The organism is Pseudomonas sp. KBS0707 (assembly GCF_005937945.2).
In the GTDB taxonomy this organism is placed as follows: domain Bacteria; phylum Pseudomonadota; class Gammaproteobacteria; order Pseudomonadales; family Pseudomonadaceae; genus Aquipseudomonas; species Aquipseudomonas amygdali.
Map to the genome: position 1 here is coordinate 3903031 of NZ_CP041754.1, position 22854 is coordinate 3925884.

At 59.2% G+C, this 22854-nt stretch carries 17 protein-coding genes and 2 pseudogenes; 7 read left to right on the forward strand and 12 right to left on the reverse strand.

The annotated features are described in order from the left end of the window. The 7 genes from FFH21_RS18330 to FFH21_RS18360 form a co-directional block, all read right to left on the reverse strand. The gene (locus FFH21_RS18330; RefSeq protein WP_011169118.1) at positions 1 to 2238 is read right to left on the reverse strand and encodes an ATP-binding protein; all 2238 of its coding nucleotides are present in this window, start codon (positions 2236 to 2238) and stop codon (positions 1 to 3) included. After that, entirely contained in the window at positions 2235 to 2849 is a 615-nt protein-coding gene (locus FFH21_RS18335) for a biliverdin-producing heme oxygenase (RefSeq protein ID WP_004664401.1), read from the reverse strand. Before FFH21_RS18335 ends, FFH21_RS18330 begins: the two co-directional genes overlap by 4 nt. A 350-nt stretch (positions 2850 to 3199) precedes the next feature. Next, positions 3200 to 5233, reverse strand: a complete 2034-nt coding sequence (locus FFH21_RS18340) for an LTA synthase family protein (RefSeq protein ID WP_041924594.1) — start codon at positions 5231 to 5233, stop codon at positions 3200 to 3202. 10 nt (positions 5234 to 5243) lie between these two features. Next, on the reverse strand, positions 5244 to 5864 hold the full coding sequence (locus FFH21_RS18345) for a hypothetical protein (protein ID WP_011169120.1): 621 nt from the start codon (positions 5862 to 5864) through the stop codon (positions 5244 to 5246). After that, a complete protein-coding gene (locus tag FFH21_RS18350; RefSeq protein ID WP_011169121.1) occupies positions 5861 to 7159 on the reverse strand; it encodes an exo-alpha-sialidase in 1299 nt (432 codons plus the stop codon). Before FFH21_RS18350 ends, FFH21_RS18345 begins: the two co-directional genes overlap by 4 nt. A gap of 38 nt (positions 7160 to 7197) precedes the next feature. Further along, positions 7198 to 7743 (reverse strand): cytochrome b/b6 domain-containing protein, encoded by a 546-nt coding sequence (locus FFH21_RS18355; RefSeq protein WP_011169122.1) that lies wholly within the window; start codon positions 7741 to 7743, stop codon positions 7198 to 7200. Next, positions 7743 to 8006, reverse strand: a complete 264-nt coding sequence (locus tag FFH21_RS18360) for a PepSY domain-containing protein (RefSeq protein ID WP_002554361.1) — start codon at positions 8004 to 8006, stop codon at positions 7743 to 7745. Before FFH21_RS18360 ends, FFH21_RS18355 begins: the two co-directional genes overlap by 1 nt. A gap of 169 nt (positions 8007 to 8175) precedes the next feature. Between FFH21_RS18360 and FFH21_RS18365 the strand changes: the two genes are divergently transcribed. After that, positions 8176 to 8838, forward strand: coding sequence for a response regulator (locus tag FFH21_RS18365; protein ID WP_002554362.1), 663 nt, complete (start codon positions 8176 to 8178; stop codon positions 8836 to 8838). Beyond that, the gene (locus FFH21_RS18370) at positions 8835 to 10208 is read left to right on the forward strand and encodes a sensor histidine kinase (protein WP_011169123.1); all 1374 of its coding nucleotides are present in this window, start codon (positions 8835 to 8837) and stop codon (positions 10206 to 10208) included. Before FFH21_RS18365 ends, FFH21_RS18370 begins: the two co-directional genes overlap by 4 nt. A gap of 12 nt (positions 10209 to 10220) precedes the next feature. On the opposite strand, the gene FFH21_RS18375 is transcribed toward FFH21_RS18370, so the two are convergent. Continuing rightward, positions 10221 to 11507: an FAD-binding oxidoreductase gene (locus FFH21_RS18375; protein WP_004660671.1), complete on the reverse strand. Its 1287-nt coding sequence runs from the start codon at positions 11505 to 11507 to the stop codon at positions 10221 to 10223. Between the two features lie 42 nt (positions 11508 to 11549). Then, positions 11550 to 13040 (reverse strand): aldehyde dehydrogenase family protein, encoded by a 1491-nt coding sequence (locus FFH21_RS18380; protein ID WP_011169124.1) that lies wholly within the window; start codon positions 13038 to 13040, stop codon positions 11550 to 11552. Between the two features lie 294 nt (positions 13041 to 13334). Here FFH21_RS18380 and FFH21_RS18385 point away from each other — a divergent pair. The 3 genes and pseudogenes from FFH21_RS18385 (at position 13335) to FFH21_RS18400 (ending at position 17842) form a co-directional block, all read left to right on the forward strand. Continuing rightward, positions 13335 to 14529 (forward strand): annotated as a pseudogene (locus FFH21_RS18385) (aspartate aminotransferase family protein). Positions 14530 to 14552: 23 nt separating this feature from the next. Then, positions 14553 to 15941 (forward strand): VOC family protein, encoded by a 1389-nt coding sequence (locus FFH21_RS18390; RefSeq protein WP_011169125.1) that lies wholly within the window; start codon positions 14553 to 14555, stop codon positions 15939 to 15941. Between the two features lie 572 nt (positions 15942 to 16513). Continuing rightward, positions 16514 to 17842: a DUF3100 domain-containing protein gene (locus FFH21_RS18400; RefSeq protein ID WP_011169126.1), complete on the forward strand. Its 1329-nt coding sequence runs from the start codon at positions 16514 to 16516 to the stop codon at positions 17840 to 17842. A 12-nt stretch (positions 17843 to 17854) separates the two neighbouring features. On the opposite strand, the gene FFH21_RS18405 is transcribed toward FFH21_RS18400, so the two are convergent. Continuing rightward, on the reverse strand, positions 17855 to 18766 hold the full coding sequence (locus FFH21_RS18405; RefSeq protein ID WP_002554369.1) for a LysR substrate-binding domain-containing protein: 912 nt from the start codon (positions 18764 to 18766) through the stop codon (positions 17855 to 17857). A 129-nt stretch (positions 18767 to 18895) separates the two neighbouring features. On the opposite strand from FFH21_RS18405, the gene FFH21_RS18410 reads away from it, so the two are divergent. Next, positions 18896 to 20272: an L-serine ammonia-lyase gene (locus FFH21_RS18410; protein ID WP_054072920.1), complete on the forward strand. Its 1377-nt coding sequence runs from the start codon at positions 18896 to 18898 to the stop codon at positions 20270 to 20272. 13 nt (positions 20273 to 20285) lie between these two features. Here FFH21_RS18410 and FFH21_RS18415 read toward each other — a convergent pair whose 3' ends face one another. Together FFH21_RS18415 and FFH21_RS18420 are read right to left on the reverse strand one after the other, a co-directional pair. Beyond that, positions 20286 to 20927: a LysE family translocator gene (locus tag FFH21_RS18415; RefSeq protein ID WP_005781925.1), complete on the reverse strand. Its 642-nt coding sequence runs from the start codon at positions 20925 to 20927 to the stop codon at positions 20286 to 20288. A 6-nt stretch (positions 20928 to 20933) separates the two neighbouring features. Next, positions 20934 to 21704, reverse strand: a pseudogene (locus FFH21_RS18420) (YqcI/YcgG family protein). A 151-nt stretch (positions 21705 to 21855) separates the two neighbouring features. Here FFH21_RS18420 and FFH21_RS18425 point away from each other — a divergent pair. Beyond that, positions 21856 to 22782 carry a LysR family transcriptional regulator gene (locus FFH21_RS18425; protein ID WP_011169128.1) on the forward strand — a complete coding sequence of 309 codons (927 nt, stop codon included), beginning with the start codon at positions 21856 to 21858 and terminating at the stop codon, positions 22780 to 22782. Positions 22783 to 22854 lie beyond the last annotated feature (72 nt).

Genomic DNA, 22854 nt, shown 5'->3' on the forward strand with positions numbered 1-22854 from the left:
TCAAACTGCAATTGGCACAGTAAAGCGGAACTCGCTACCCTCACCCAACTGGCTTTGCGCTCCCAGTTCTCCGCCGTGGGCCTTGATGATGCCTTGGGAGATGTATAAACCCAGACCGGTGCCGGTCGGATTGCCTTCCTTGACGGTCCAGTAGCGTTCGAAGATGTGCGGCAATTGCTCGGGAGGGATGCCTTCGCCGGAATCACGCACGGTGAACACGATTTCAGTGCCGTTGGACATCGCCGCCACGCCGATCTTGCCCAGTTTCGGGGTGAACTTGATGGCGTTGCCGATCAGGTTGGACAGCACCTGGAACAGGCGCTCCGGGTCGGCCTGGACCTTGAGGTCGGGCTCGGCATTGAAGGAAATCTCGATGGATTTGTCCATCGCCAGCGGGGCCAGCAAGGTGTAGGCCTCTTCGAAAATCTGGCTGACTTCCAGTGGCTGCGGTGTGATGGTGTAGCGGCCTGCTTCGATTTTCGACGTGTCGAGCAGGTCTTCGAGCAACACATTCATGCGGCTGGCTGCTTGCTGCATGGTGTCGATTGCCGTGGAAATACGCCGCGAGGTGTGTGGCCCATCGGAGCTGAACGACTTCTGCATCATTCCGCAGAGCATGGAAATGACCGTCATCGGGTTGCGCAAGTCATGGGAAACGACCGCTACCAGTTCGTCACGGGCACGAACGGCCTGTTGCTCCTTGCGCACCTGGCTGGCAAGGTCGTTTTCCAGCGCGGAGCGGCGCAGGTCGTTCGCTGCAAACACGTCGCCATGGCTCCACTTTGGCGCAATCCCGGTCATTTCGACCTTCCAGATTTCAAACGATGTGCGCGGCCGAAGGCGCATACCGCCTTCCGAGCTTTCCATGTTCAGCGGTTTGTTCGGATCACCGCTCCACTGGACGCTTTCCTTGACCTCGGAACGAAACCAGATCACGCCGTTATCCACAGGTTTGGGCAAGTTCATGGCCAATACACCACTGGCGACTGGCTGGTAAGCTTCCCCGGGCGCGTAGACGCTGGAAAGATGATGACTGGCATACACCGGCTCGCCGCCTGCAATCATCCATGTGTGCAGCGCACGTATATCCGAAACCTCCGGGCAGGCCCCGTAACAATGCGTCTGCCGGTCTTCGATGATCGCGACACCGGTCGCACCGACCAGATCCATCAGCAATTGTGGCTGCTGTGCCAGACCGTCAAAGACGTTTTCTTCGGACTCGGCCATGGCTTGATGCAGTTGCTCAAGCGCTCTGACTTTCGCCTCGCGCTGACGGCTTATTTCCAGAGCTTCCATTGCGCTGATCTGCAGCGACAACACCTGACCTATCGCCTGGCAGGCACTGCGCAGTTCGTGGGACACGTACAACGGGGTACGGTGCCCGCAACTGATCAGCCCCCACAACTTGCCGCCCTGAATCAGCGAAACACTCATGGACGACAGCACGCCCATGTTTTTCATGTACTGACAGTGGATCGGCGAAACACTTCGCAGCGTCGAAAAACTTAGATCGAGTTGCTGCTGAGTGTCGGGGCGCAATTGAGGCACCAATGGCACCGGGGTGTAATCGGCATCAGGAATAATGCGCAGCCAGTTGCGGCGGTACAGTTCGCGCGCCTGCTCGGGAATGTCCGACGCCGGAAAGAACAGGCCGTTGAAGAGTTCCATGCTGGGCGCAGACGCTTCAGCGATCACCTGACCATGGCCTTCTTCTTCGAAACGATAAATCAGTACCCGGTCGTAACCGGTCATACGCTGGATCTCGCGGACACTGACTTCATACAGCGTTTGCAGATCACTCGCAGCGTGCAACTGACGCAACATACGGCCCATGTTGCCAGTGCGCTCGGTATAACTGACCGCTTGCGCGTCCTTGTCCTGAATCTCGAGTTCCAGAACCAGTACCCCCTGATTGCGGTGCATCAAGGCTTCGAACTCGATGCCATTGACCGTCATCAGCAAGCGTTGCGCATCAACGAACGAATCATGAGCGCTGGCGCTTCTGATCACCTCGGCCCAGCCGGCCCCCAGAACATGATCGAGGCCTTTACCGAGAACGTGTTCGGGTGCATGGCCCAGCACGCTCTGCACGTTCGCACTGACCTGCAGGATCGTCAGGTTTGGCTCTTCCAGAGTAAACAACAGACCGTGAGGCTGAATGGCTCCGGGAAACTGAATAGGCTCATCCGCACAATTGGCCAGGAGGACTTCAAAAGCGTCCTTGTCGAGTTGGCTCATAGCAGTACCTCTTGACCATCGAGCCATTGCTCGAAACATGCAAATGTGGACTGCGCCGCAAACGCTGCGGCGTCAGTAAAAACAACTTCTCGCGGCACTGCATCCAGGTGGTTCAAAAACGCCCTCCAGCGCGGCCCGGTATCGGCACCGTAAACATCGAGAAAGGCCGCTCCACTCTGCTCATCCAGACCCAGTCGCCTGTTTATTTCGCGCCGTAACACCTGCCCGCCCAACGTTGCACCTTCAAGGACGTACATGACTCCCAGGCATGAACCGGGCGTATCCACTGCTGGCAATTGCTCGCAGCGAGGCAGTTGCCTGATGTCGTCATCAGACAGACCCAGAGCACGCAGGTCCTCGACCAGCACAGCGGTTTTGACCCGATCTTGCGGGATAAGCTCCGCAGGCATCAAGGCACTGTCGTGCAATGCAGCTTCAAGCGGTGCATAAAAGCCGTAATAAGCCTTAAGCAAGCGAAGGTAAAGAGCATGATCCAGCGCGGGTGAAAAAAACGGCATGCGTTTTTCGAGCTTAACGTGAAGCTGACTCGTTTCAGCACGCAGTGCAGCAAGCAATTTCGGCGGGGTAACACATGAAAAACTTGCCGGCATCCAGGAAGGCTCTTGAGTGTGCAATAGACAAAAAACGCATCCGAGCGAAAACAGGCCGCCAAAATACAGATTCGAAGCAAAATCCGACAGTTTTTTCCGGTATTAGCGATGAAATACCATAATCCACCAGAAAAATAGCCAGTGCCTCGGGCAGCTGTTTATACCGCCCGAAGAACTTGCTCTTGACTGGTGACGATAGTCGAAAACAGCGCCATGTACGTCTTTAATCCGTGCAGGGTTCACATTGGCAAGCACTTTAACATCATCAAATACAGATGCCATCATTACGCAAGCATACGGCCTTGACCATAGACTTGCGCAATATCCTGCGCCTGGCGCGGTTCTGGTGATCAGCGCACGTTCTGATACAGCATCATTCGCGAGGTTTCATGCAGGCCGCGAGTGAGGTCACGCAGCCGCTCGAACTCTTGCGGGTTCTGCTCGGCGACGTTATCCAGCGGCGTGGGGGAAGACAGATCGTGAAGCGTGGGTGAACTGCCATCGTGCTCCATTTGCAGCAGGTAGTTACGGGTGACACCGCCAATCAGCGGGAACGTGCCTTCACGCAGTACCAACGGCACCACACGTTCGCCTTCGGGGGCGGGCTGCTGAATGTCACGGCCCATCGTGCCGCTGGTGAATGGCATACCGGTCATTCCCGCCAGTGTCGGCAGTAGATCCGCAAGGCCGACCGCGTCATCGACTACCCGGGTGCCCAGCAGGCCGGGCGCATGAATCAACAGCGGAACGTTATTGCTCTCCAGCCCCAGTTGTTCGAACGCCGGGGCCATGTGCGGGATCTGGCTGATGCGTGTGTTGTGATCACCAAACAGCACAAAGATGGTGTTTCCGTAATAACCGCCCGCCTTGGCCAGTTCCATCAACCGACCGATATTGAAGTCCAGCAGACGCACCGCATTGTATTGCTCCACGCTTCGCGAACCGGCGGCCTGGACCTGCTCCAGTGTCTTGTCGCTGACCTGAAAACCATCGTTGTCTTTGGGGATGGTGAATGGCCGGTGATTGCCAGCGGTCTGCACGTAGGCAAAGAACGGTTTGTCAGTTGGCAACGAGCGCAGAATCCGGTCGCTCTCCTTGAACAGATCCAGGTCGGAAATCCCCCACACATCCACCTGCGGCGACTTCCAGTCGCGCTCGTCGTAAAGGCGCACGTCATCGATACTGCGGCGGATCAACGCGTTCATGTTGGCCCAACCGGAATTGCCACCAATCATGTACAGCTTCTCGTACCCCTTGAAGTCATTGATGATGGTGTTTTGCCGTGTGAGCAGCGGATGGCGCGTGGCGGTCTCCTGCCGTGTCACGTCGGGAACACCGGTGATGCTCGCCCAGACCGTTTTCGCAGTGCCGGTCACCGGTACGTAAAAGTGCTTGAAGAACCAGCTTTGGGTGGCCAGATGGTCCAGGTTTGGCGTCGGGTTCAACGGGTTACCGTAGGCACCGACAGCACTGGTGCCCAGCGATTCGAGCATGACGAACATGACATTCGGCGGCCGCTCGCCCGGCAGCCGGTAGGGCTGCACGGTCTGGTGACGCTTGAAACTCAATCCCTGTACATCTGGCTGCCGGACGCCCAGATAACGCGCGACCCGCTCATAGTGCTTGCGCACCTCGGGTTCGTCGAAGTTCGACTGGGAGACCTTGAGCGTGTCGTACAGGAACAGCGCCGGGTTAAGCCCCAGTGCCGCCATCTGGCTGTTGCCTGAGAAGAACGCATCGCTCCAGCGCAACGGTACCGGGTTTTCCAGATTGAGATTCTCGACCCGGCCCAGCAGGCCGAGGAAGGTTGCACAGACCATCAGCGCCGAACCCCAGACCACGGACCCGCGTTTGATCGGTCTGGCCTCACGGTCCAGGGTGGCACGTTCAAGCCTGATCAATGCCCAGCCGAGCACTGCGACAGTGAGCAGCCAGCCGACAGTGATCCAGAATACTGGATAAGTCTGCCAAAGCATGTCCCGGGAAATCTGCGCATCCTCCAGATAGCGCAGCACGCTGGCGTTGAGCCTGACCCCGAGATAGGCGTAATGGCCGAAGTCGACGATATGAATCATCGTCAAAACAGGCAGCGCAACAATCAGATAGCCTCGCGCCAGCCAGCGCAAGACCGGCTGGCTGACCATGTTCCAGCGCGGCAACCAGAGCAACACTGCGACCGGCAGCAGTATCAGCAGCGCCAGACGCAGGTCGAAACGCACGCCGATACCCAGCGTCTGCGCAACCTCGCCATGGGTAAACAGGGCGCCCGGCTCGACGCCAGAAAATCCGAAGAAAAACACCCCCCTCAGTAACGCCGACAGCAGGAATACCAACATGACCGCGCCCAGCCAATAGTGCAGGCGTCGCGATTGCAACCAACTCATCGTCATTCCTCTAGACATTGCCAGCAGACAGAGTGGCCGAACGGCGCGACTCCGTTGCCCGGCGATAAACAAAACGGATGCCCAGGCTCAGCAAAGCCCCGCAGCAGCACAGGGCGAGAAGCGGGTCAATCAGGTAATCCCAATAGTTTTCCGACGGTTTGATACGAAATGTGAATGCCAGCGTCGCAGCAGCCAGCATCACTACAGCCAGCGCATTACGCATCAAGACCAGCCCCAACGCGATAACGGCGACAATGATGATCATCGGTCGCGGATTGTAACCCCAGCGGTAGGGGTCGAAGTAAGTCAGACCCAGCGTGGCCGGATACAACGTCAGCGCCAGCACAGCGAACACCAGCAGCATCACCCATCGCCGGGACACTGCCATCGGTCTGAGCACACCCAATCGCTGCAAGGTCAGCCAGCCCAGCACCACCAGACTGCTGATTGCCAGATCGTCGGTCAGGCTGCGAGCGTACGACGCCATCGACAAACCGTCGAATGAAATAACGCTCAACAGCGAGGTCGCTGCCAGCAGGCCACAGCGCCACCATAACGATGCGATCAGCGGAGCCAATAGCACAAACAGGGTCCAGGCAAACGCCAGATGAGCCAATCCCAAAGCGATCATAAAAGTTGCTCCGCCAGCCAGGCCTCGTTGAAGCTGACATGTTTGATGAAGGTGTTATTCCACGAGTAGACCAGGTGATACAGGCCGTCCGGGCTGCGGATGAAGTACGGGTATTCGTATTCGAAATCACACCCCTGCGCGGAACAGACACGCTGGTCCAGATTGCTCAGAAACTCGGCTTCCATCGGTTGGCGACGTGCGCCGCTGGAAGCGCGAAAGCCTTCGCCGATGGCAGCCTTGTAGGCTTCCAGGGCAAACGGTGTACCCAGCGGATCGGGTGACTTGTCCAGATCCGGCAGTGGCCGCCAGACCTTCATCTGCTCGTCGGTGCTGTACAGGCTGAGCTTGAAGCGACCTTCGCGCAGGTCATTCAACGCCACCAGCAAGCCCTTACCCGGTACGCCGACGGCGGCCAGCGACGAGTTGGGGTTGCTGGGTGTCAGCGGTTGCGGCTCGCTCCAGGTCTGACCGCCGTCTTCGGTACGGCTGGCCAGTACCCGGTGAAGCGTCTCGCCGGCATAACGCAGCAAGGCTACGGCGCGTTGGCCGTCCAACGGTACGACGGTGGGCTGCAGGGAATTTTTACCGCGGCTGATGCGAAACTTGTCGATGACTTCGCCATCTGCGCTCAGATACAGGTATTCGGCAAACTTGCCGAGAAACTCGTGATAGACCGGCAGGCCGATCGAGCCGTCGGTATGAAACACCGGCGCGCCACGTACCAGCGTGCTGATGTTCAAAAACGGCGATGTCACCAGCTGCCAAGGCGGCGACCAACTGGCCCCCATATCGCTGGACACCATGGCATTGACGGTACTGCCCGCCCAGCCGCCGACCGAGACTGACACGTAGAACAGCCACAGGCGATTGTCCGGAGCCAGCGCGATCACCGGGTTGCCCAGTTTGCGGATGTATTTGCCAGTACCTGACTGAGTGGACGCCCGGGTCGCCAGGACCTGCTCGCCGCCCCATTCACCGTTGGACGCATCGAACCGCGAGGTACGTATTTCAACGTCTCCCGCCCCTTCGCGAGAACCGGCGAACCATACCGACATGAGGTCGCCGCCAGGCAATGCCGTCACGGCTGACGAATGCACGAAATCGTCCAGATCAGAAGACGCGAAACGCGAAATGTAGGATGCCTTGGGCGCCACACTTTCAGCATCGACCGGTGCGGTGCTCACGACAAAGGCAGATATCCGGTGCTGTGGATGGCTTAGCCATGCACTGAGAAAAATCACTACAACAATCAGGCCTGCGCTCCATGCGGTCAGGTTTTGGGAAATAACACGCATCAGGAGGCATCACTGTGATGAAGGGCAAGGAGGTGGTTTCAGCGATGGCGATCTTCAGGTAACGGACGTCGTTTGCCTGTCAGCATCGACAAGGGCAGGTTGTCACGCACTTGAAAGCTTTCGAAGATGGCCGCGGCCATGTGCAGCACTACCAGGGCACACAATGTATTGGCGAGAATTTCATGAGCCTGCAAAGGCCAGTCAGCACCCCACAAGGCATCGACTTCCTCCATCAGGAAGCCGGTCAGGCCCATGCCGAAGATCAGCGCCATCATGAGTACCATGACCAGCGCACCGAGCGGAGAATGACCGAGCCTGTGTACCGGCTGCCGGTTGATCAGCGACCGGACATGCGCACGCAGGCGAGTCGGGCTCGGCCAGAAATCGCTCCAGCGCGCGCTGGCTGGTCCGATGAATCCCCACACCACTCGCACCGCCAGCCAGGCAACCGCGTAATAGCCCAGCCAGACGTGCCAGTCATCACCCGCCTCATTGAAGAAGTAATTGGCAACGAAAACACCCGCGATCGAGATATGAAACAGTCTGACCAGCGAGTCCCACAGGCGCAGGGAAACCCGGTTCATTACTTGATCTCGGTCTTGACCGCTTTACCAGTGACCGGATCGTGATAGATCTCGACCTTGCGCTTGTCCTTGTCGAAGCCGTAAATCTCGTAGCAGTTGCCGTCAGTCACTTTGAACTTGCTGATCTCGTAACCCTGAGCCTTGAGCTGCTCCTGGAATTTGGCCTGATCCTGCCATTGGGACTTTTCAGCGGTGGTGCATTGCGGACCGGCAAGGGCCAGCGGACTGGCCAGCAACAGGGAAACCAGCAGGACTTTACGCATGACAGATACTCACAGGCAGTTAAGGAGCCGCTACTGTGCGAAACCAGTCTTAGGAAAAGCTTAATACGCAACAGCTCGTAACATCTTCCCGGACACACGGCACTTCGCGACACTGCCTGCTGACGGCATGATGGCGCCCTTCTCACCCTCATTCATTGGTCACAACCCTATGCGCCTGCTTCTTGTCGAGGATGATCGTGCGATTGGCCAAGGCATCCGTGTGGCCCTTAACACCGAGGGCTACACGCTGGACTGGCTGGAAGACGGGCTGAGCGCGCTGCACGCCCTGCGCAGCGAACCCTTCGACCTGTTGCTGCTCGACCTCGGCCTGCCGCGCATGGATGGTTTCGATCTGCTGCGCCAGTTGCGCGCCGAAGAGCTTGCCCTGCCGGTGCTGATCCTGACCGCGCGCGACGGCACCGCCGACCGCATTGCCGGCCTGGACGCCGGTGCCGACGACTACCTGATCAAGCCGTTCGACGTCGATGAACTCAAAGCCCGGGTCCGGGCTTTGCTCAGGCGTAGCCAGGGACGTGCGCAGCCGTTGCTGGAACACGCCGGCATCAGCCTCGACCCGGCTTCGCAGCAGGTCAGTTTTCAGGGCAGCGAAGTGCCGATGACGCCAATGGAATATCAACTGCTGCACCAATTGATGATCCGCCCCGGCAAGGTGGTCACCCGCGAGCGCTTGTCCAATACCCTGTATGGCTGGCAGGACAAGGTCGAAAGCAACACTCTGGAAGTGCTGATTCACAACCTGCGCAAGAAACTGTCCACCGAACTGATCCGCACCGTGCGCGGCGTCGGCTACCTGCTGGAGCTCAAGGCATGACCTCGGTACGCGCGCGCATTCTGGTCCCGGTCCTGTTGCTGTTGCTGCTCGGCGACCTGGCGATCAGCCTGCTCGCGCTGCGCGACAGCCATCACGAAATAGAAGAAGTCTACGATGCGCAATTGGCCCAGAGCGCGCGCCTGTTGCAGGGTGTGCTGCGCCAGCGCGCTACGGGTGAGCAGGATCTGGACAAGCTTTATCAGGCGTTCGATCAGGCCATGAGCCGGGTCGGCACCAGTGGCGTTGCCCATCCGTACGAAACCCGGCTGACGTTTCAGGTCTGGCGCACGTCGGGCGAGCTTTTGGTGCGTTCGGCCGAAGCGCCGCTGCTCAGTGCGCCTCCCGCAGAAGAAGGCTCGCATGATCTGGTCGAGAACGGGCATGAGTGGTGCGGCTTCCTCCTGGCCGACCCGCAGCAGGGTTTCCTGATCTGGGTCGGTGAGCGCGACGATGTGCGTCAGGACCTGATTCAGCGCATTGTCAGCCACACCTTGTGGCCGACGCTGATCGGCGTGCCGCTGCTGGTGGTCGCGATCTGGCTGGCGATCGGCTGGGGCCTGCGCCCGTTGCAGTCGATGGCCAGGGTCATTCGCCAACGCGATGCCGAAAGCCTTGAGCCGCTCGATGTAACACCGCTGCCCAAAGAGCTCGAACCCATGCAACACGCGCTCAACCGTCTGCTGACCCAGATCGAAAGCGTGCTGGAGCGCGAGCGGCGGTTTATCGCCGACGCCGCCCACGAACTGCGTACACCGCTGACCATTCTGCGCATCCACGCACAGAACGCCCGCCAGGCTGAAACCCCGGAACAGCGTCTGGAGGCACTGGATTTTCTCGTGCACGGCGTCGACCGTGCTGCCCGTCTGGCCAGCCAGTTGCTGACGATGGCCCGACTTGAGCCGCGCCTTGAAGTCAGCCAGTTACAAACCTTTGAACTGAACACTTTGGTGCGCGAGGAAATGGCCGAGCTCACACCGCTGGCACTGGAGAAGCGTGTCGATCTGGTGTTCGAGGCGGGCGATGACTGCGTGATCCACAGCGACCCGTCAGCGATCACCATCGCACTGCAGAATCTGCTGACCAACGCGCTCAACTTCGCCCCGCCGGCCAGCGAGATTCGCGTGATGCTCAACCGCCAGGAAGACGGCAGCGCACATTTGTCAGTCGAAGACGCAGGGCCGGGTATCGACGAGAAACAGAAAGCACGCCTTTTTGAACGTTTCTACAGTCAGGGCCACAGCAATGGCGCTGGGCTGGGGCTGGCGATCGTCGACATGATCGTGCGCAAACTGGAAAGCAGCCTGCACCTGCGCAATTCAGCGCAGGGCGGGCTGTGTGCGGAGCTGCGAATCAAAAGCAGAATGGCTTGAAAGCCAGTCGGCTCAGAGCACCACGCGTAAGCACTGGCCAGCGTGATACAGCGTGAAACCGGCGTCGTAAGCCAGCGTACGCAGACCATTGGCCGAGACCTTTTTGCTGCTGGAAAAGCTCACCGGCAGCGCAGTTGCGTCGTTGCTCAGCAGGTAATCAGCAAAGCACTTGCCCACCAGCGTTCCGGTGGTTACGCCGCGGCCATTGAAACCGGTCGCGGCCAGCAAGCCGGGCGCAGGCTCGAACAGACGCAGCAAATGGTCGGGCGTGAAACCGATGCGGCCAGTCCAGGTGCTCTGCCACTCAACCCGACCCAACTGGGGAAAGTAGTGCTGCTGGATGCGATCAGCCCACTGACGAATAAACCACAGCGGATAATTGCCAGCGTTGCCAAGGCTGCCCAGCACCAGTCGCCCGTGGGCATCGCGACGAATACTGCTGAGCACCGTGCGCGTGTCCCAGGAACCCTGCCCGCCACTTAGAATGCCCGCCTGCTCGCTGCCGCTGAGCGGCTGTGAAGCGACCTGATAGTAGTAGCCTGCGAAGATGTGATCCTTGACGTCGGTCCACTCACCTTCGGTGTAGGCGTTGGACGCAATGATGACCTTCTCGGCGCGCACACTGCCCGCGGCGGTGGACACTTTCCAGCCATCGGCAGTGCGTTGCAGCCCGTTGACGGGAGACTCGCCAAACAACTGACCGCCCAGCGCCACAACATTGAGCGCCATGCCTGACACATACGCCATCGGGTTCACCGTACCGGCACGGTGATCGAGCAACGCACCGCTGACCTTGTCGGTGCCACAGGCGTCTTCACAGGGTTTTCCGGTCAGCAGTTCGACCCTGGCACCGCGCCGCTGCCACTGCTCGGCACGGCTGCGCAGATCAGCCAGTCCTTTTGCATTGTGGGCCATGTGCAGGTTGCCGGTGCGAGTGTCCTGACACTCGATGCGGTACTTGTCGATAGTCGAAAACACCAGCGCCGGAGCCGCGCCCAATGCGCTATTGAGGCGGCTGGCCTCGACACTGCCCAATACCTTGTCCAGTTCGTCGGGTGCCACCCAGGTGCCTGCATTCACCAGACCGACGTTGCGCCCGGAGCCGCCATGGCCGACCTGATGAGCTTCGACCACGCACACCGATTTGCCGCCTTCCAGCAACCGCAACGCCGCCGACAAACCGGTGAAACCTGCACCGATGATGCACACGTCGGCGCTTCGTTCCCCAATCAAGGCCGGACTGACCGGTCGTTGCGGAGTCAATTGTTCCCACAGACAGCCTTCAGCAAACTGCACCATCGAAAAACTCCAGCAATGTCGGCAATAAGCGCCCGGTTCACATCAGTCGAAAACGATGCCCTGAGCCAGCGGCAACTCGCGGGAGTAGTTGACGGTATTAGTCTGCCGGCGCATGTAGGCGCGCCACGAATCGGAGCCGGACTCGCGCCCCCCACCGGTTTCCTTCTCGCCACCAAATGCCCCGCCGATTTCCGCACCGCTGGTGCCGATATTGACGTTGGCAATACCGCAATCGCTGCCCGCGGCACTCTGGAAAGCCTCGGCCTCACGCAGGTCGGTAGTGAAAATGCACGACGACAGGCCCTGCGGCACTTCGTTGTTCAGGCGCAAGGCCTCTTCGAAGTCGTCGTAAGCCAGCACATAGAGAATCGGCGCGAAGGTTTCGTGACGCACCACTTCGCTCTGCTCCGGCATTTCGGCGATGGCCGGTGTGACGTAATAGCCGTTCGGGTATTGGTCCTGCAACTGACGCTCGCCACCGAACACCTGACCGCCCTCGTCACGGGCCTTGGTCAGCGCACTCTGCATGGCCGAAAATGCTTGCTGGTCAATCAGCGGACCGATCAGATTACCTTCACGAGGATCACCGACACGCACCTTGGCGTAGGCAGCTTTAACCCGGGAAACCACTTCGTCCTTGATTGAGCGATGCACAATCAGACGACGCAGCGTGGTGCAGCGCTGACCGGCAGTGCCCACGGCGCTGAACAGAATGCCGCGCACGGCCAGGTCCAAATCGGCGCTGGGGGCCAGAATCATCGCGTTGTTGCCGCCCAGTTCCAGGATGCTGCGCCCGAAACGGGCAGCAACACGCGGACCGACTTCGCGGCCCATACGGGTGCTGCCGGTGGCGCTGATCAGTGGCACGCGCGGGTCATCGACCAGCGCTTCACCGGCGTCACGATCACCGATCACCAACTGCGCGAGCGCTGCGGGCGCGTCGCCGAAAATCTTTAGCGCCTTGTCGAACAGTGCCTGGCAGGCCAAAGCCGTCAGCGGAGTCTTTTCCGAAGGCTTCCAGATCACCGGGTTGCCGCAGACCAGCGCCAGCGTGGTGTTCCAGGCCCAGACTGCAACCGGGAAGTTGAACGCGCTGATCACACCGACCACGCCCAGCGGGTGCCAGGCTTCACGCATGTGGTGGCCGGGACGTTCGGAGGCGATGGTCAGGCCATATAGTTGGCGCGACAGGCCGACGGCGAAGTCGCAGATGTCGATCATTTCCTGGACTTCACCCAGGCCTTCCTGAGTGATCTTGCCTGCTTCGACCGACACCAGTTCGCCCAGGTCAGCCTTGTGTTCGCGCAGCACTTCACCAAAGATCCGCACCAGCTCGCCACGCCGCGGTGCCGGTACTGTGCGCCACTTCAGAAACGCATTGTGGGCGCTGTCGATACGCGCCACGACCTGCTCCTTGCCTTCAAGCGTAACCGAGGCAATCCGGCTGCCATCAATCGGGGTGTAAACCGGATAGTCCCCTTGTGTGTGGGCACTGTTCGCCACGCCCAGACGTGCTAATAACTCGGCAACCATGTTGATTCTCCTGTCATGGAAACGGTGGAAATCACTGATGAACCCAGTATTGATCCACTCGGGGCTGGCCCACAAACGACGTTTTTGAAAAACATGATTCCTTTTAGGAATGAACTGCCTGCCATTAACAGCAACGAAAGCCGCGACATCGGGAATTATTGGAATGACCCGGTGATTTTATTTCGTTTGCGAGCGTTGCCCGATGTTTGTTTGGATAAGGCCATCATGATCCCCCGGAGTCAGGTCCAGGCCGATGAGCAACACATCAGCGAATCCATTTCGTTTGTCCACAGCATGACGTTGTCCCACGGCCGCAATGCCGAAGTATGGGACACCACCGGCAAGCGCTACATCGACTTTGTCGGCGGTATCGGCGTGCTCAATCTGGGGCATTGCAACCCTCAGGTGGTCACGGCCATTCAGGATCAGGCGGCAAAGCTGACCCACTATTGCTTCAACGCTACGCCTCACGATCCGTATATCCGCTTCATGCGGCAACTGACGGAGTTCGTACCGGTGAGTTACCCGCTCAGCGGCATGCTCACCAACAGCGGTGCGGAAGCGGCGGAAAACGCCTTGAAGATCGTACGTGGCGCGACGGGCCGCACGGCTGTGATTGCCTTCGATGGCGGCTTTCATGGCCGAACACTGGCAACCCTGAACCTCAATGGCAAGGTGGCGCCCTATAAACAGAAAGTCGGCGTGCTGCCCGGCCCGGTGTTTCACATTCCGTTTCCCAGCAAGGACAACGGCGTGACCACCGAGCAGGTGCTAAAGGCACTGGAGCGACTGCTCAGCGTAGAGATCGATGTCAACGATGTCGCCTGCATCATCTTTGAACCGGTGCAGGGTGAAGGCGGCTTTCTGGACATGGAGGCGGATTTTGCTCAGGCGCTGCGAGCGTTCTGCGATGAACATGGCATCGTGTTGATCGCCGACGAAATTCAGTCCGGTTTCGGCCGTACCGGGCAGCGCTTTGCGTTCAGCCGCCTGGGCATCGAGCCGGACCTTATTCTGCTGGGCAAAAGCATCGCAGGCGGCATTCCGCTGGGCGCCGTGGTCGGTCGCAAGCATTTGCTCAACAACCTGGCTCGGCGGCACCTATTCCGGCAACCCGATTGGCTGCGCTGCGGGCCTGGCCTCGCTGGCACAAATGACTGATGCCAATTTATCCACCTGGGGTGAACAGCAGGAAAACGCCATTGTCTCGCGCTACAACGCCTGGCAGGCAGGCAAGCTGTCGCCGTACCTGGGCAGGCTGACCGGCGTGGGCTGCATGCGCGGCATCGAACTGATCACAGCGGATGGCGAGCCCGGGACCCGGCAGCTTGCCGACCTATTGGCCTCAGCGAGGGACGCTGGCCTGTTGTTGATGCCCAGCGGCAAGTCGCGGCACATCATCCGCCTGCTGATCCCGCTGACCATCGAGCCCGATGTTCTGCACGAAGGGCTGGATATTTTCGAGCGTTGCCTGGCAGCGCTGGCTTGAACACGTACGGAGAAACCATCCTGATGAGCACTGCACGCTTTGCCGACCCGGACCAGATCCGCGCGGGCTTTTCTCGCGCCATGTCGCAGATGTACCAGCACGAAGTGCCGCTGTACGGCACGCTGATGGCGCTGGTCAGCGAGGTCAATGCGCAGGTCATGAGCCGCGACAGCCAGGTGCTGAACAGCCTGCGCCAGACCGGCGAGATCCAGCGGCTGGACATGGAACGCCACGGCGCGATCCGCGTCGGTACGGCTGAGGAACTGGCCACCCTCGCCCGCCTGTTTGCGGTGATGGGCATGCAGCCGGTCGGTTATTACGACCTGACCGAAGCCGGTGTGCCGGTTCACTCCACAGCGTTTCGTGCCGTGCATGAACAGGCGTTGCAGGTCAGCCCGTTTCGGGTTTTCACCTCACTGCTGCGCCTGGAACTGATCGAGAGTGACAGCCTGCGCGAGTTTGCCAGTCAGGTGCTGGCCAAGCGCAGAATCTTCACGCCCGGTGCCCTGGCGTTGATCGACAAGCATGAGACAGACGGCGGGTTGAGCGAGCCCGACGCTGCCGAGTTCATTCAGCAGGCGCTGGAAACCTTTCGCTGGCATAACACGGCGACGGTCTCGCTTGACGAGTACCAGAAGCTCAACGTCCAGCATCGCCTGATCGCCGATGTGGTGGCGTTTCGTGGCCCGCACATCAATCACCTCACCCCGCGCACACTGGATATCGATGCGGTGCAAAGCGGCATGCCCGGCAAAGGCATCACGCCCAAGGCCGTGGTTGAAGGGCCACCGCGTCGCCAGTGTCCGATTTTGTTGCGCCAGACCAGCTTCAAGGCGCTTGAAGAACCCATTACGTTCATTGGTCAGGGGGGCAGTCAGTCGGGCAGTCATTCGGCACGCTTCGGCGAGATCGAACAGCGCGGCGCAGCCCTGACGCCCAAAGGTCGCGCGCTGTATGACCGGCTGTTGAACGAAGCTCGCGACGAACTGGGTGAGTTTCCCAACGAAGCCAACGCCGTGCGCTATGCAGAATTGCTGGAAAAGGCATTTCAGGCCTTTCCGGACAATCATGATGAAATGCGCACGCAGGGGCTGGCCTACTTTCGCTATTTTCCGACTGAATCAGGCATTGCCGAGCGTGCATCCTGCAGCCTGGAGCAGCTTGTGGAAGCAGGTCATGTGCGTTTCGAGCCGCTGGTGTATGAAGACTTTCTGCCAGTCAGTGCGGCAGGCATCTTCCAGTCCAACCTGGGCGACAACGCGCAGGCGCATTACACGACGAATTCGAATCAGCAGGATTTTGAGCGGGCACTGGGGCGCAGCACACTTGATGAACTGGCGCTGTACGCCGACACCCAGCAGCGTTCGCTCGAGGAATGCGCCAAGGCGTTGGGGCTGAAAGCACTGGGCTGATCTGATCTTGAATGCAATACGTTGCTCGCGAAGAGGCCGGCTCAGTCGGTAAAATTATCGTTCCTCACGCTCCAGTGGAATGCAGTGTCGCACGATAGTTGAGGTTATCGTTCCCTACGCTCCAGCGTGGGAATGCAGTTCGCGACGCTCAGCGTCGCAAAAAGAGGACGCGGAGCGTCCGGAACGGCATGCGGCTCGGAGCGTCGCACGATAGTCACTTTCAAGGGCCGTGTAGCCCTTTCTGTGTTCTGTTTAACGCAACGATAAATAAAATTCGCAATATTGGTGTGCAACCTCGCGCTATGCATACTGCGATTGCGTGTGGACAGCAAAGTGCCGTATTCAAAGGCTCATCCCTTCAAATAACGCACCCTGTAATCCCCTTGCAAAGGCTCGAAGCAGCCTGGGTCCGGATCACGTTCAGACCTCATAAAAATACTCGGCCGGATAACGGCCTCCATGACTTCATGGACTTTCCAACGCTGCCCTGGCGCCTCATCGCGCCGACCTGAAAAACAGAATAACGATTGATAAGGCCTGAAAAAGGCCATTCAGCAGGCAAGGGGATCATCATGCAAAACTCACACGCTGCAGTGTCGGGCGACAATCAGGCCGTTTCATCGACGGTGAAGCTGTATCTCTGGGCCGCCGTTATCCTGATCATTGCCGAGATGATCGGTGCCATCAGTATCCCTCTGGGCCCAGGCAAGGTGGTGCTGCTACCGATGGTATGGGCGCTGTTGCTGGGCGCGATGGTGGGTATCGCCAGTCGCCGCCTGCCAGGCAGCATCGGTATCGATCACGGCATCCAGCTGCGCTCGGCCTCGATCCTGCAACCCGCCCTGCTGATTTTCATTGCCAAACTCGGTCTCGTCGTCGGCGGATCGCTGCCGGTAGTGTTCGCCTCGGGATGGGCGCTGGTGTTTCAGGAGTTTGGTCACTTTGTCGGCACCGTGGTGCTCGGCCTGCCGGTCGCGCTGCTGCTGGGCATCAAGCGTGAGGCAATCGGCGCGACGTTCTCGGTTGGCCGCGAGCCCAGTCTGGCAATCATCGGCGAGCGCTACGGCATGGACTCCCCGGAAGGCCGCGGCGTACTGGCCGAGTACCTGACCGGCACCCTGTTCGGTGCGCTGTTCATTGCCATCGTTGCCGGCTTTATCGCCAGCCTGGGGGTCTTCCATCCCAATTCGCTGGCAATGGGCTCGGGCATCGGCTCGGGCAGCATGATGGCTGCTGCAGCCGGTGCAATTGCCGCGCAGCAAACGCCGGAAGTCGCCAAGGAGGTCATGACGCTGGCGGCGGCATCAAACCTGATCAACACCACCATCGGTACTTATTTCACCCTGTTTATCTCCCTGCCACTGGCAGTGTGGGGCTATCGGGTGCTGGAGCCGCTGATCGGCCGCACCACCAAGGCGTCCATGACTGATGAAGGCCTGCGCCACAGCGATGTGTCACTGGAAGTTCCGGAACTGGGCTGGGCGGGCAAGATCAGTGCGTGGCTGGCAGCCGGTGCACTGGCGCTGATTGCCAACTATGTCGGCTACAAGACCCTGTCAGCCGATGCCTTCACCGGCATGGGCATCATGATTTTCTGTGCCTTCGTCGGCGAAGCGCTGTGCAACCTGATCCGTCGCAAGATCCCGGCAGTGTGCATGGTGTCGCTGGTGGCGATGTTCCTGACTTCACCGGCCTGCCCCTGGGCGGCCGAGATTGCCCGGATGACCAGTTCGATCAACATGCTGGCGGTCATTACCCCGATGCTGACCTTTGCCGGCCTGTCGATTGCCAAGGACCTGCCAGCCTTCCGCCGTCTGGGCTGGCGAATCGTGCTGGTATCGTTCCTGGCCAACTTCGGTACCTTTATCGGCGCCGTGCTGATTGCAGAGATGTTTCATTGATTCTGGAGCGGACTAGATCACTGCTTCGTTCACCAGCCAGTCATGCACGGCGCGGCGTGCCGGAGTAGAGAGCGCACCCTCACGATAGGCCAAGACGTATTTCTTCCTGGCCTTGATCGGATGCCCAAACGGCACGATCAACAAGCCTTGCTCCAGTTCGTCAGTAATCAGCGCCTTGCGGGCAATGGCCACGCCCATGCCCATGCGCGCGGCGTCGATGGTCAGGTGGTTGCGGTTGAAGGTGTGACCACGGCGCACGTCGATACCATCAGCGCCGATGGCGGTCAGATAAAACTCCCACTCAGCGTATTCATAGCTGCCTCGCCAGGCGGTGATGTCATGCAGCAACGGAAAGTGCACCAGTTGGCTGGGCGTGTCGAGTGGCGGCTTGCCCACCAGCAGGCTTGGCGAACAGACCGCAAACAGCTCTTCTTCCAGCAACGGCGTGGTCGACAGCCCCGGATAGCTGCCGTCGTTCAGGTCGATGGCCAGATCGAAATCGTCATCGCGCAACGACCCGCTGCTGTCTTCGGCGATGATCCGCAACTGGATGTCCGGAAACGCTTCCTGCAAGCGTGGCAGGCGCGGCATCAGCCATTTGCTGAGGAATGAGGGGATGCAGCGCAACTTGAATACCCCGCCGATGCGCCCGGAATACAGCAGACGCAGCTCTTCACTGATACGGCTCTGCACCTCGTTGGCGACCACCGCCAGACGCTGGCCTTCGGCGGTCAGCTCCAGCCCGCGCCCGACCCGGTGAAACAGCGCGAAGCCCAGGCGCTCTTCAAGCTGGCGCATCTGCTGGCTGATCGCGCCGGGAGTGACGTGCAGCTCTTCGGCGCACCGGGTGAAGGAAAGATGTCGGGCTGCGCAGGCGAACACCTGTAACCAGGCGTGCATCTGTGCGTTGAAGATTCTGCTCATTGAAGAGTTCCGCTAAAGCGTTGCATAGCAACAATCGTTTGTCGTTTCGACAGCCGAAGCCAAAGATGAGTAACAGAAAAAGGGGAATACCAAATTCCCGTGCATCATCTCACCTGAAGGACCTTCGTGATGGCTATCAGCGTCTTCGACATGTTCAAAATCGGCATCGGGCCGTCCAGTTCTCACACCGTCGGGCCAATGCGCGCCGGGGCACTGTTCGTGACCGAGCTGCGCAACCAGAACCGGTTGCACAGCGTAGAACGGATCGAGGTGCGATTGTACGGCTCTCTGTCGGCCACCAGCATCGGACACGGCAGCGATCGCGCAACAGTCATGGGCTTGATGGGCGAATGGCCGGACCAGATCGACCCTGGCCAGGTCAACCAGCGCATCGACGCGCTGCGTGCCGATAACCAGTTGATGCTGGCGGGCGAGCAGGCCATCACCTTCGTCTGGGAGCGGGACATGTGCCTGCTCAATGAAAACCTGCCCTATCACCCCAACGGCATGACGCTGTGCTCCTATGGGAAGACTGGTGAAGTTTACGAGCAAACCTACTATTCGGTGGGTGGCGGCTTTGTGATCGATGCCGAACAGGCAGCCAGCGGCGTGCTGGACAACGACACTACTGTTCTGCCCTACGATTTTTTCAGTGGCGCGCAGCTGCTGAAGCTGTGCAAGACCCACGGCATGAGCATTTCCGAACTGATGATGGCCAACGAGAAGGTCTGGCGCAGCGAAGAAGAAATTCGCGAGAAAATAATGGTGATCTGGGCCGCGATGCGCGCCTGCGTCGACAAGGGCCTGCTTGAAACCGGCATCCTGCCCGGCGGGTTGAACGTGCGCCGTCGCGCCTACCGCCTGCATCAGAGCCTGCAGAACCTCGATAACCCGAACGTGATCGGCTCGACCCTGAGCGCCATGGAGTGGGTCAACCTGTTCGCCCTGGCGGTCAACGAGGAAAACGCCGCGGGCGGGCGCATGGTGACCGCGCCCACCAACGGCGCGGCGGGTATCGTGCCTGCGGTGCTGCATTACTTCATGAAGTTCAAGCCTACGGCCAATGATGACGACGTGGTGCGTTTCTTCCTGAGCGCTGCTGCGGTCGGCATTCTGTGCAAGAAGAACGCGTCCATTTCCGGTGCCGAAGTGGGTTGTCAGGGCGAAGTAGGATCGGCCTGCGCAATGGCCGCCGCTGGCCTGGCGGAAATTCTCGGTGCCACGCCCGAACAGGTGGAAAACGCGGCCGAAATTGGTCTGGAACACAACCTGGGACTGACCTGCGACCCGGTTGGCGGGCTGGTGCAAATCCCTTGCATCGAGCGCAACGCGATTGCTGCCGTGAAAGCAATCAACGCTGCACAAATGGCGCTGCGCGGCGACGGCGAGCACTTCATCTCGCTGGACCACGCCATCCGCACCATGCGCGATACCGGCGCGGACATGCACGATAAATACAAGGAAACTTCACGCGGCGGGCTGGCAGTCAATCTGATCGAGTGCTGATCGGCTCAGGCGTTTACTGATTCAACAGTGCCGAGCCCGAATAGAAGATTCCGCCCAGCGCGATCAGCAGCAAGGTCACGCTGGAGGCGACTTCGATCTTGCGCTTGTACTTCAAGGCCAGCTTCTGACGCATCAGGAAGATGTAGGCAAACAGGATCGACAGGTCAATGATGATCCACAGCAACGACAACAAGGCAATGCTGCCCTTGAACGATTCGGTGACGTGAATGAACTGCGGGAAAAACGAGACGAAGAAGATGATGTCCTTCGGATTGGAAATCCCCACCAGAAAACCGGTCACCAGCCCGCTGTGCCTGCTACGCGCAGGCAACGGCGCTGGCGCTGCTTCAGGCGGCGTCGGGGCGTAACGCAATGCCTGCTCCAGCGCCTGCATCGACAGATAGGCGATGAAGAAACAGCCCACCAGGCTGATCCAGTTGAGCATGCTTACGCTCACCGACAGCGTTCCCGTCAGAATCAATGCCGCGACCAACACCAACACCAGTGATGCCCAGTTGGTGCCCAGCGCCGTCAGCATCGCGCGTTTCGGCCCGCACGCCAGGCTGGTATTGACGATCAGTGCCACCACCGGACCAGGGGTGATGATCAGCATGAAGACGCTGAACATGTAGATCAGCAGCAACGATATATCCATGGGTACTCAACGCTCGTTCAAATGGTCAGTCTTGTCGACTTTGATATGCAGAGGACAACGGGACAGTGAAAGCCCGCCTTCTTCATACAGTTGGTATTGCTTCCATTCCAGGCTGCTACGGTCGCCGAAAAAACCCAGCGTGTCGGGTACCACGCCGTTGTTTTAATCGGCGATTCGCTGGCGAATCTTTTCCCTGACCTTGCGACCACTTTCCGTCTCGGCGCTTGCCACCTCGTCAAAGTTCTCCCGAGGGTTGACCACAAACACAATGTGCCCACCCAGCGAACGGCTTTTCATCGCGCTGTGACGGGGAAAGCTCATGTTGATGAACATCGAGTGATAGGTCCACTCGAACACTTCAGGGTCTGTGCAGGCTTTGGCCGGCCAGGGCGTTCGGTCACCATCATGTAAATGCTGCAAGGTGGCCCACGCATAGGCCTGCTCTTCGGCCAAGGTGTTGAAATCGGTTTTCTCGAAAATGACAATCAGCGGGTTGAACAGGCGATCTTCAAGTGGCGTGTCATTAACGAACTTTACGTACGCTTCCATGCCGTCACGTAGCGCTTGTTGCTCATTCTCACAGGGGATGAACAGCAGCAGACAGCTTCCGGACTTGTTGGCACGGCGGCCAAACAGACAAGGAAAGCCCTTGTCACTCAGCACCTGCTCGAACTGCCTGTAAGCCTGAACCCTCCAGCCCATTTCCAGGGCGGTGTCACTTTCCAGCAAATGTCTTACAACAGATTGGCGTAACAGCTTTTCGGACTTGGGCAGCATATTCCCTCACGCACGCAGCAGATAAGAACACCGCCTTATTGTTTGATTTTTACGACAGTGGACGAGCCGGCGATTCTGACCGGAGACGCGTGCGCGGAAAAATGGAAAAAGGTGTAACCTACTATGACAAATAATCATGGTTAGTTATCACATGACTGAACGTATACCGCCTCTTTACGCGCTGAGAGCCTTTGAAGTCGCGGCTCGATCATGTTCATTTACGCGTGCTGCGCAGGAACTATCCCTTACCCAGAGTGCCATCAGTCGTCATATTCGTACCCTGGAAGAAACCCTTGGCTGTCGATTGTTCGAGCGCAATGGCCCGCGCCTTTCGCTCAGTGACGAGGGCCGGCGGCTGTCCAGTCAACTCAAGATCGGCTTCCGGATTATCGAGGACGCCTGCCAGCCATTCCGGGGTCAGGGCGCGAATCTGCGTCTCAAATCACCGTTCACCCTGACCATGCGCTGGCTGCTGCATGCGCTGGAGTCCTTTAAAAAGCCTGCACCCGCCCTGCCGGTGCAGCTCTCCAGCGTGTGGATGGACTTTGATAGCGTGGACTTCTATTCGGAGCCTTTCGACTGCGCGATTCTGCTGGGCAATGGCAACTTTGGTGCCGAGGTGGAAACCTGCAAGCTGTTCGATGAATGGCTGATTCCGATCTGCTCGGCAGACACGTTAGGCGACCAGCCGTGGGGAACAGAGAGGCTTCAGGCCGCTGAACTTATCCATCCATCCAGCGACCGCCGCGACTGGCGGCGCTGGCTGAACCGGATGGACCTCTCCGGTCAAGTGACGTTGAGCAAAGGCAAGGTGTTCGACACGCTTGATCAGGGCATTACCGCTGCGGTCAGAGGTCACGGTGTGTCGATTGGCGATCTGTTTCTGGTCGCTGATGACCTGAACGAAGGTCAGGTCTTTCTGCCGTTCAACTCGGCGGTTGGCACCGGAGATGCCTATTACCTGGTCTGGCTGCAGGACAGCTTCAAGCGCCAGCGAGTACTGGAACTGCGCGACCACCTGCTGACCTGCCTGCCGGACATATCCGGTATTGCAGTGGAGTTGCTCGCGGCACCTTGAAGGAGTCCGTTCCCGGTGGGAGTAAACTTGCTCACGAAGAAGCCGGACAACCCCATAAAAAGGGCGTCTGGA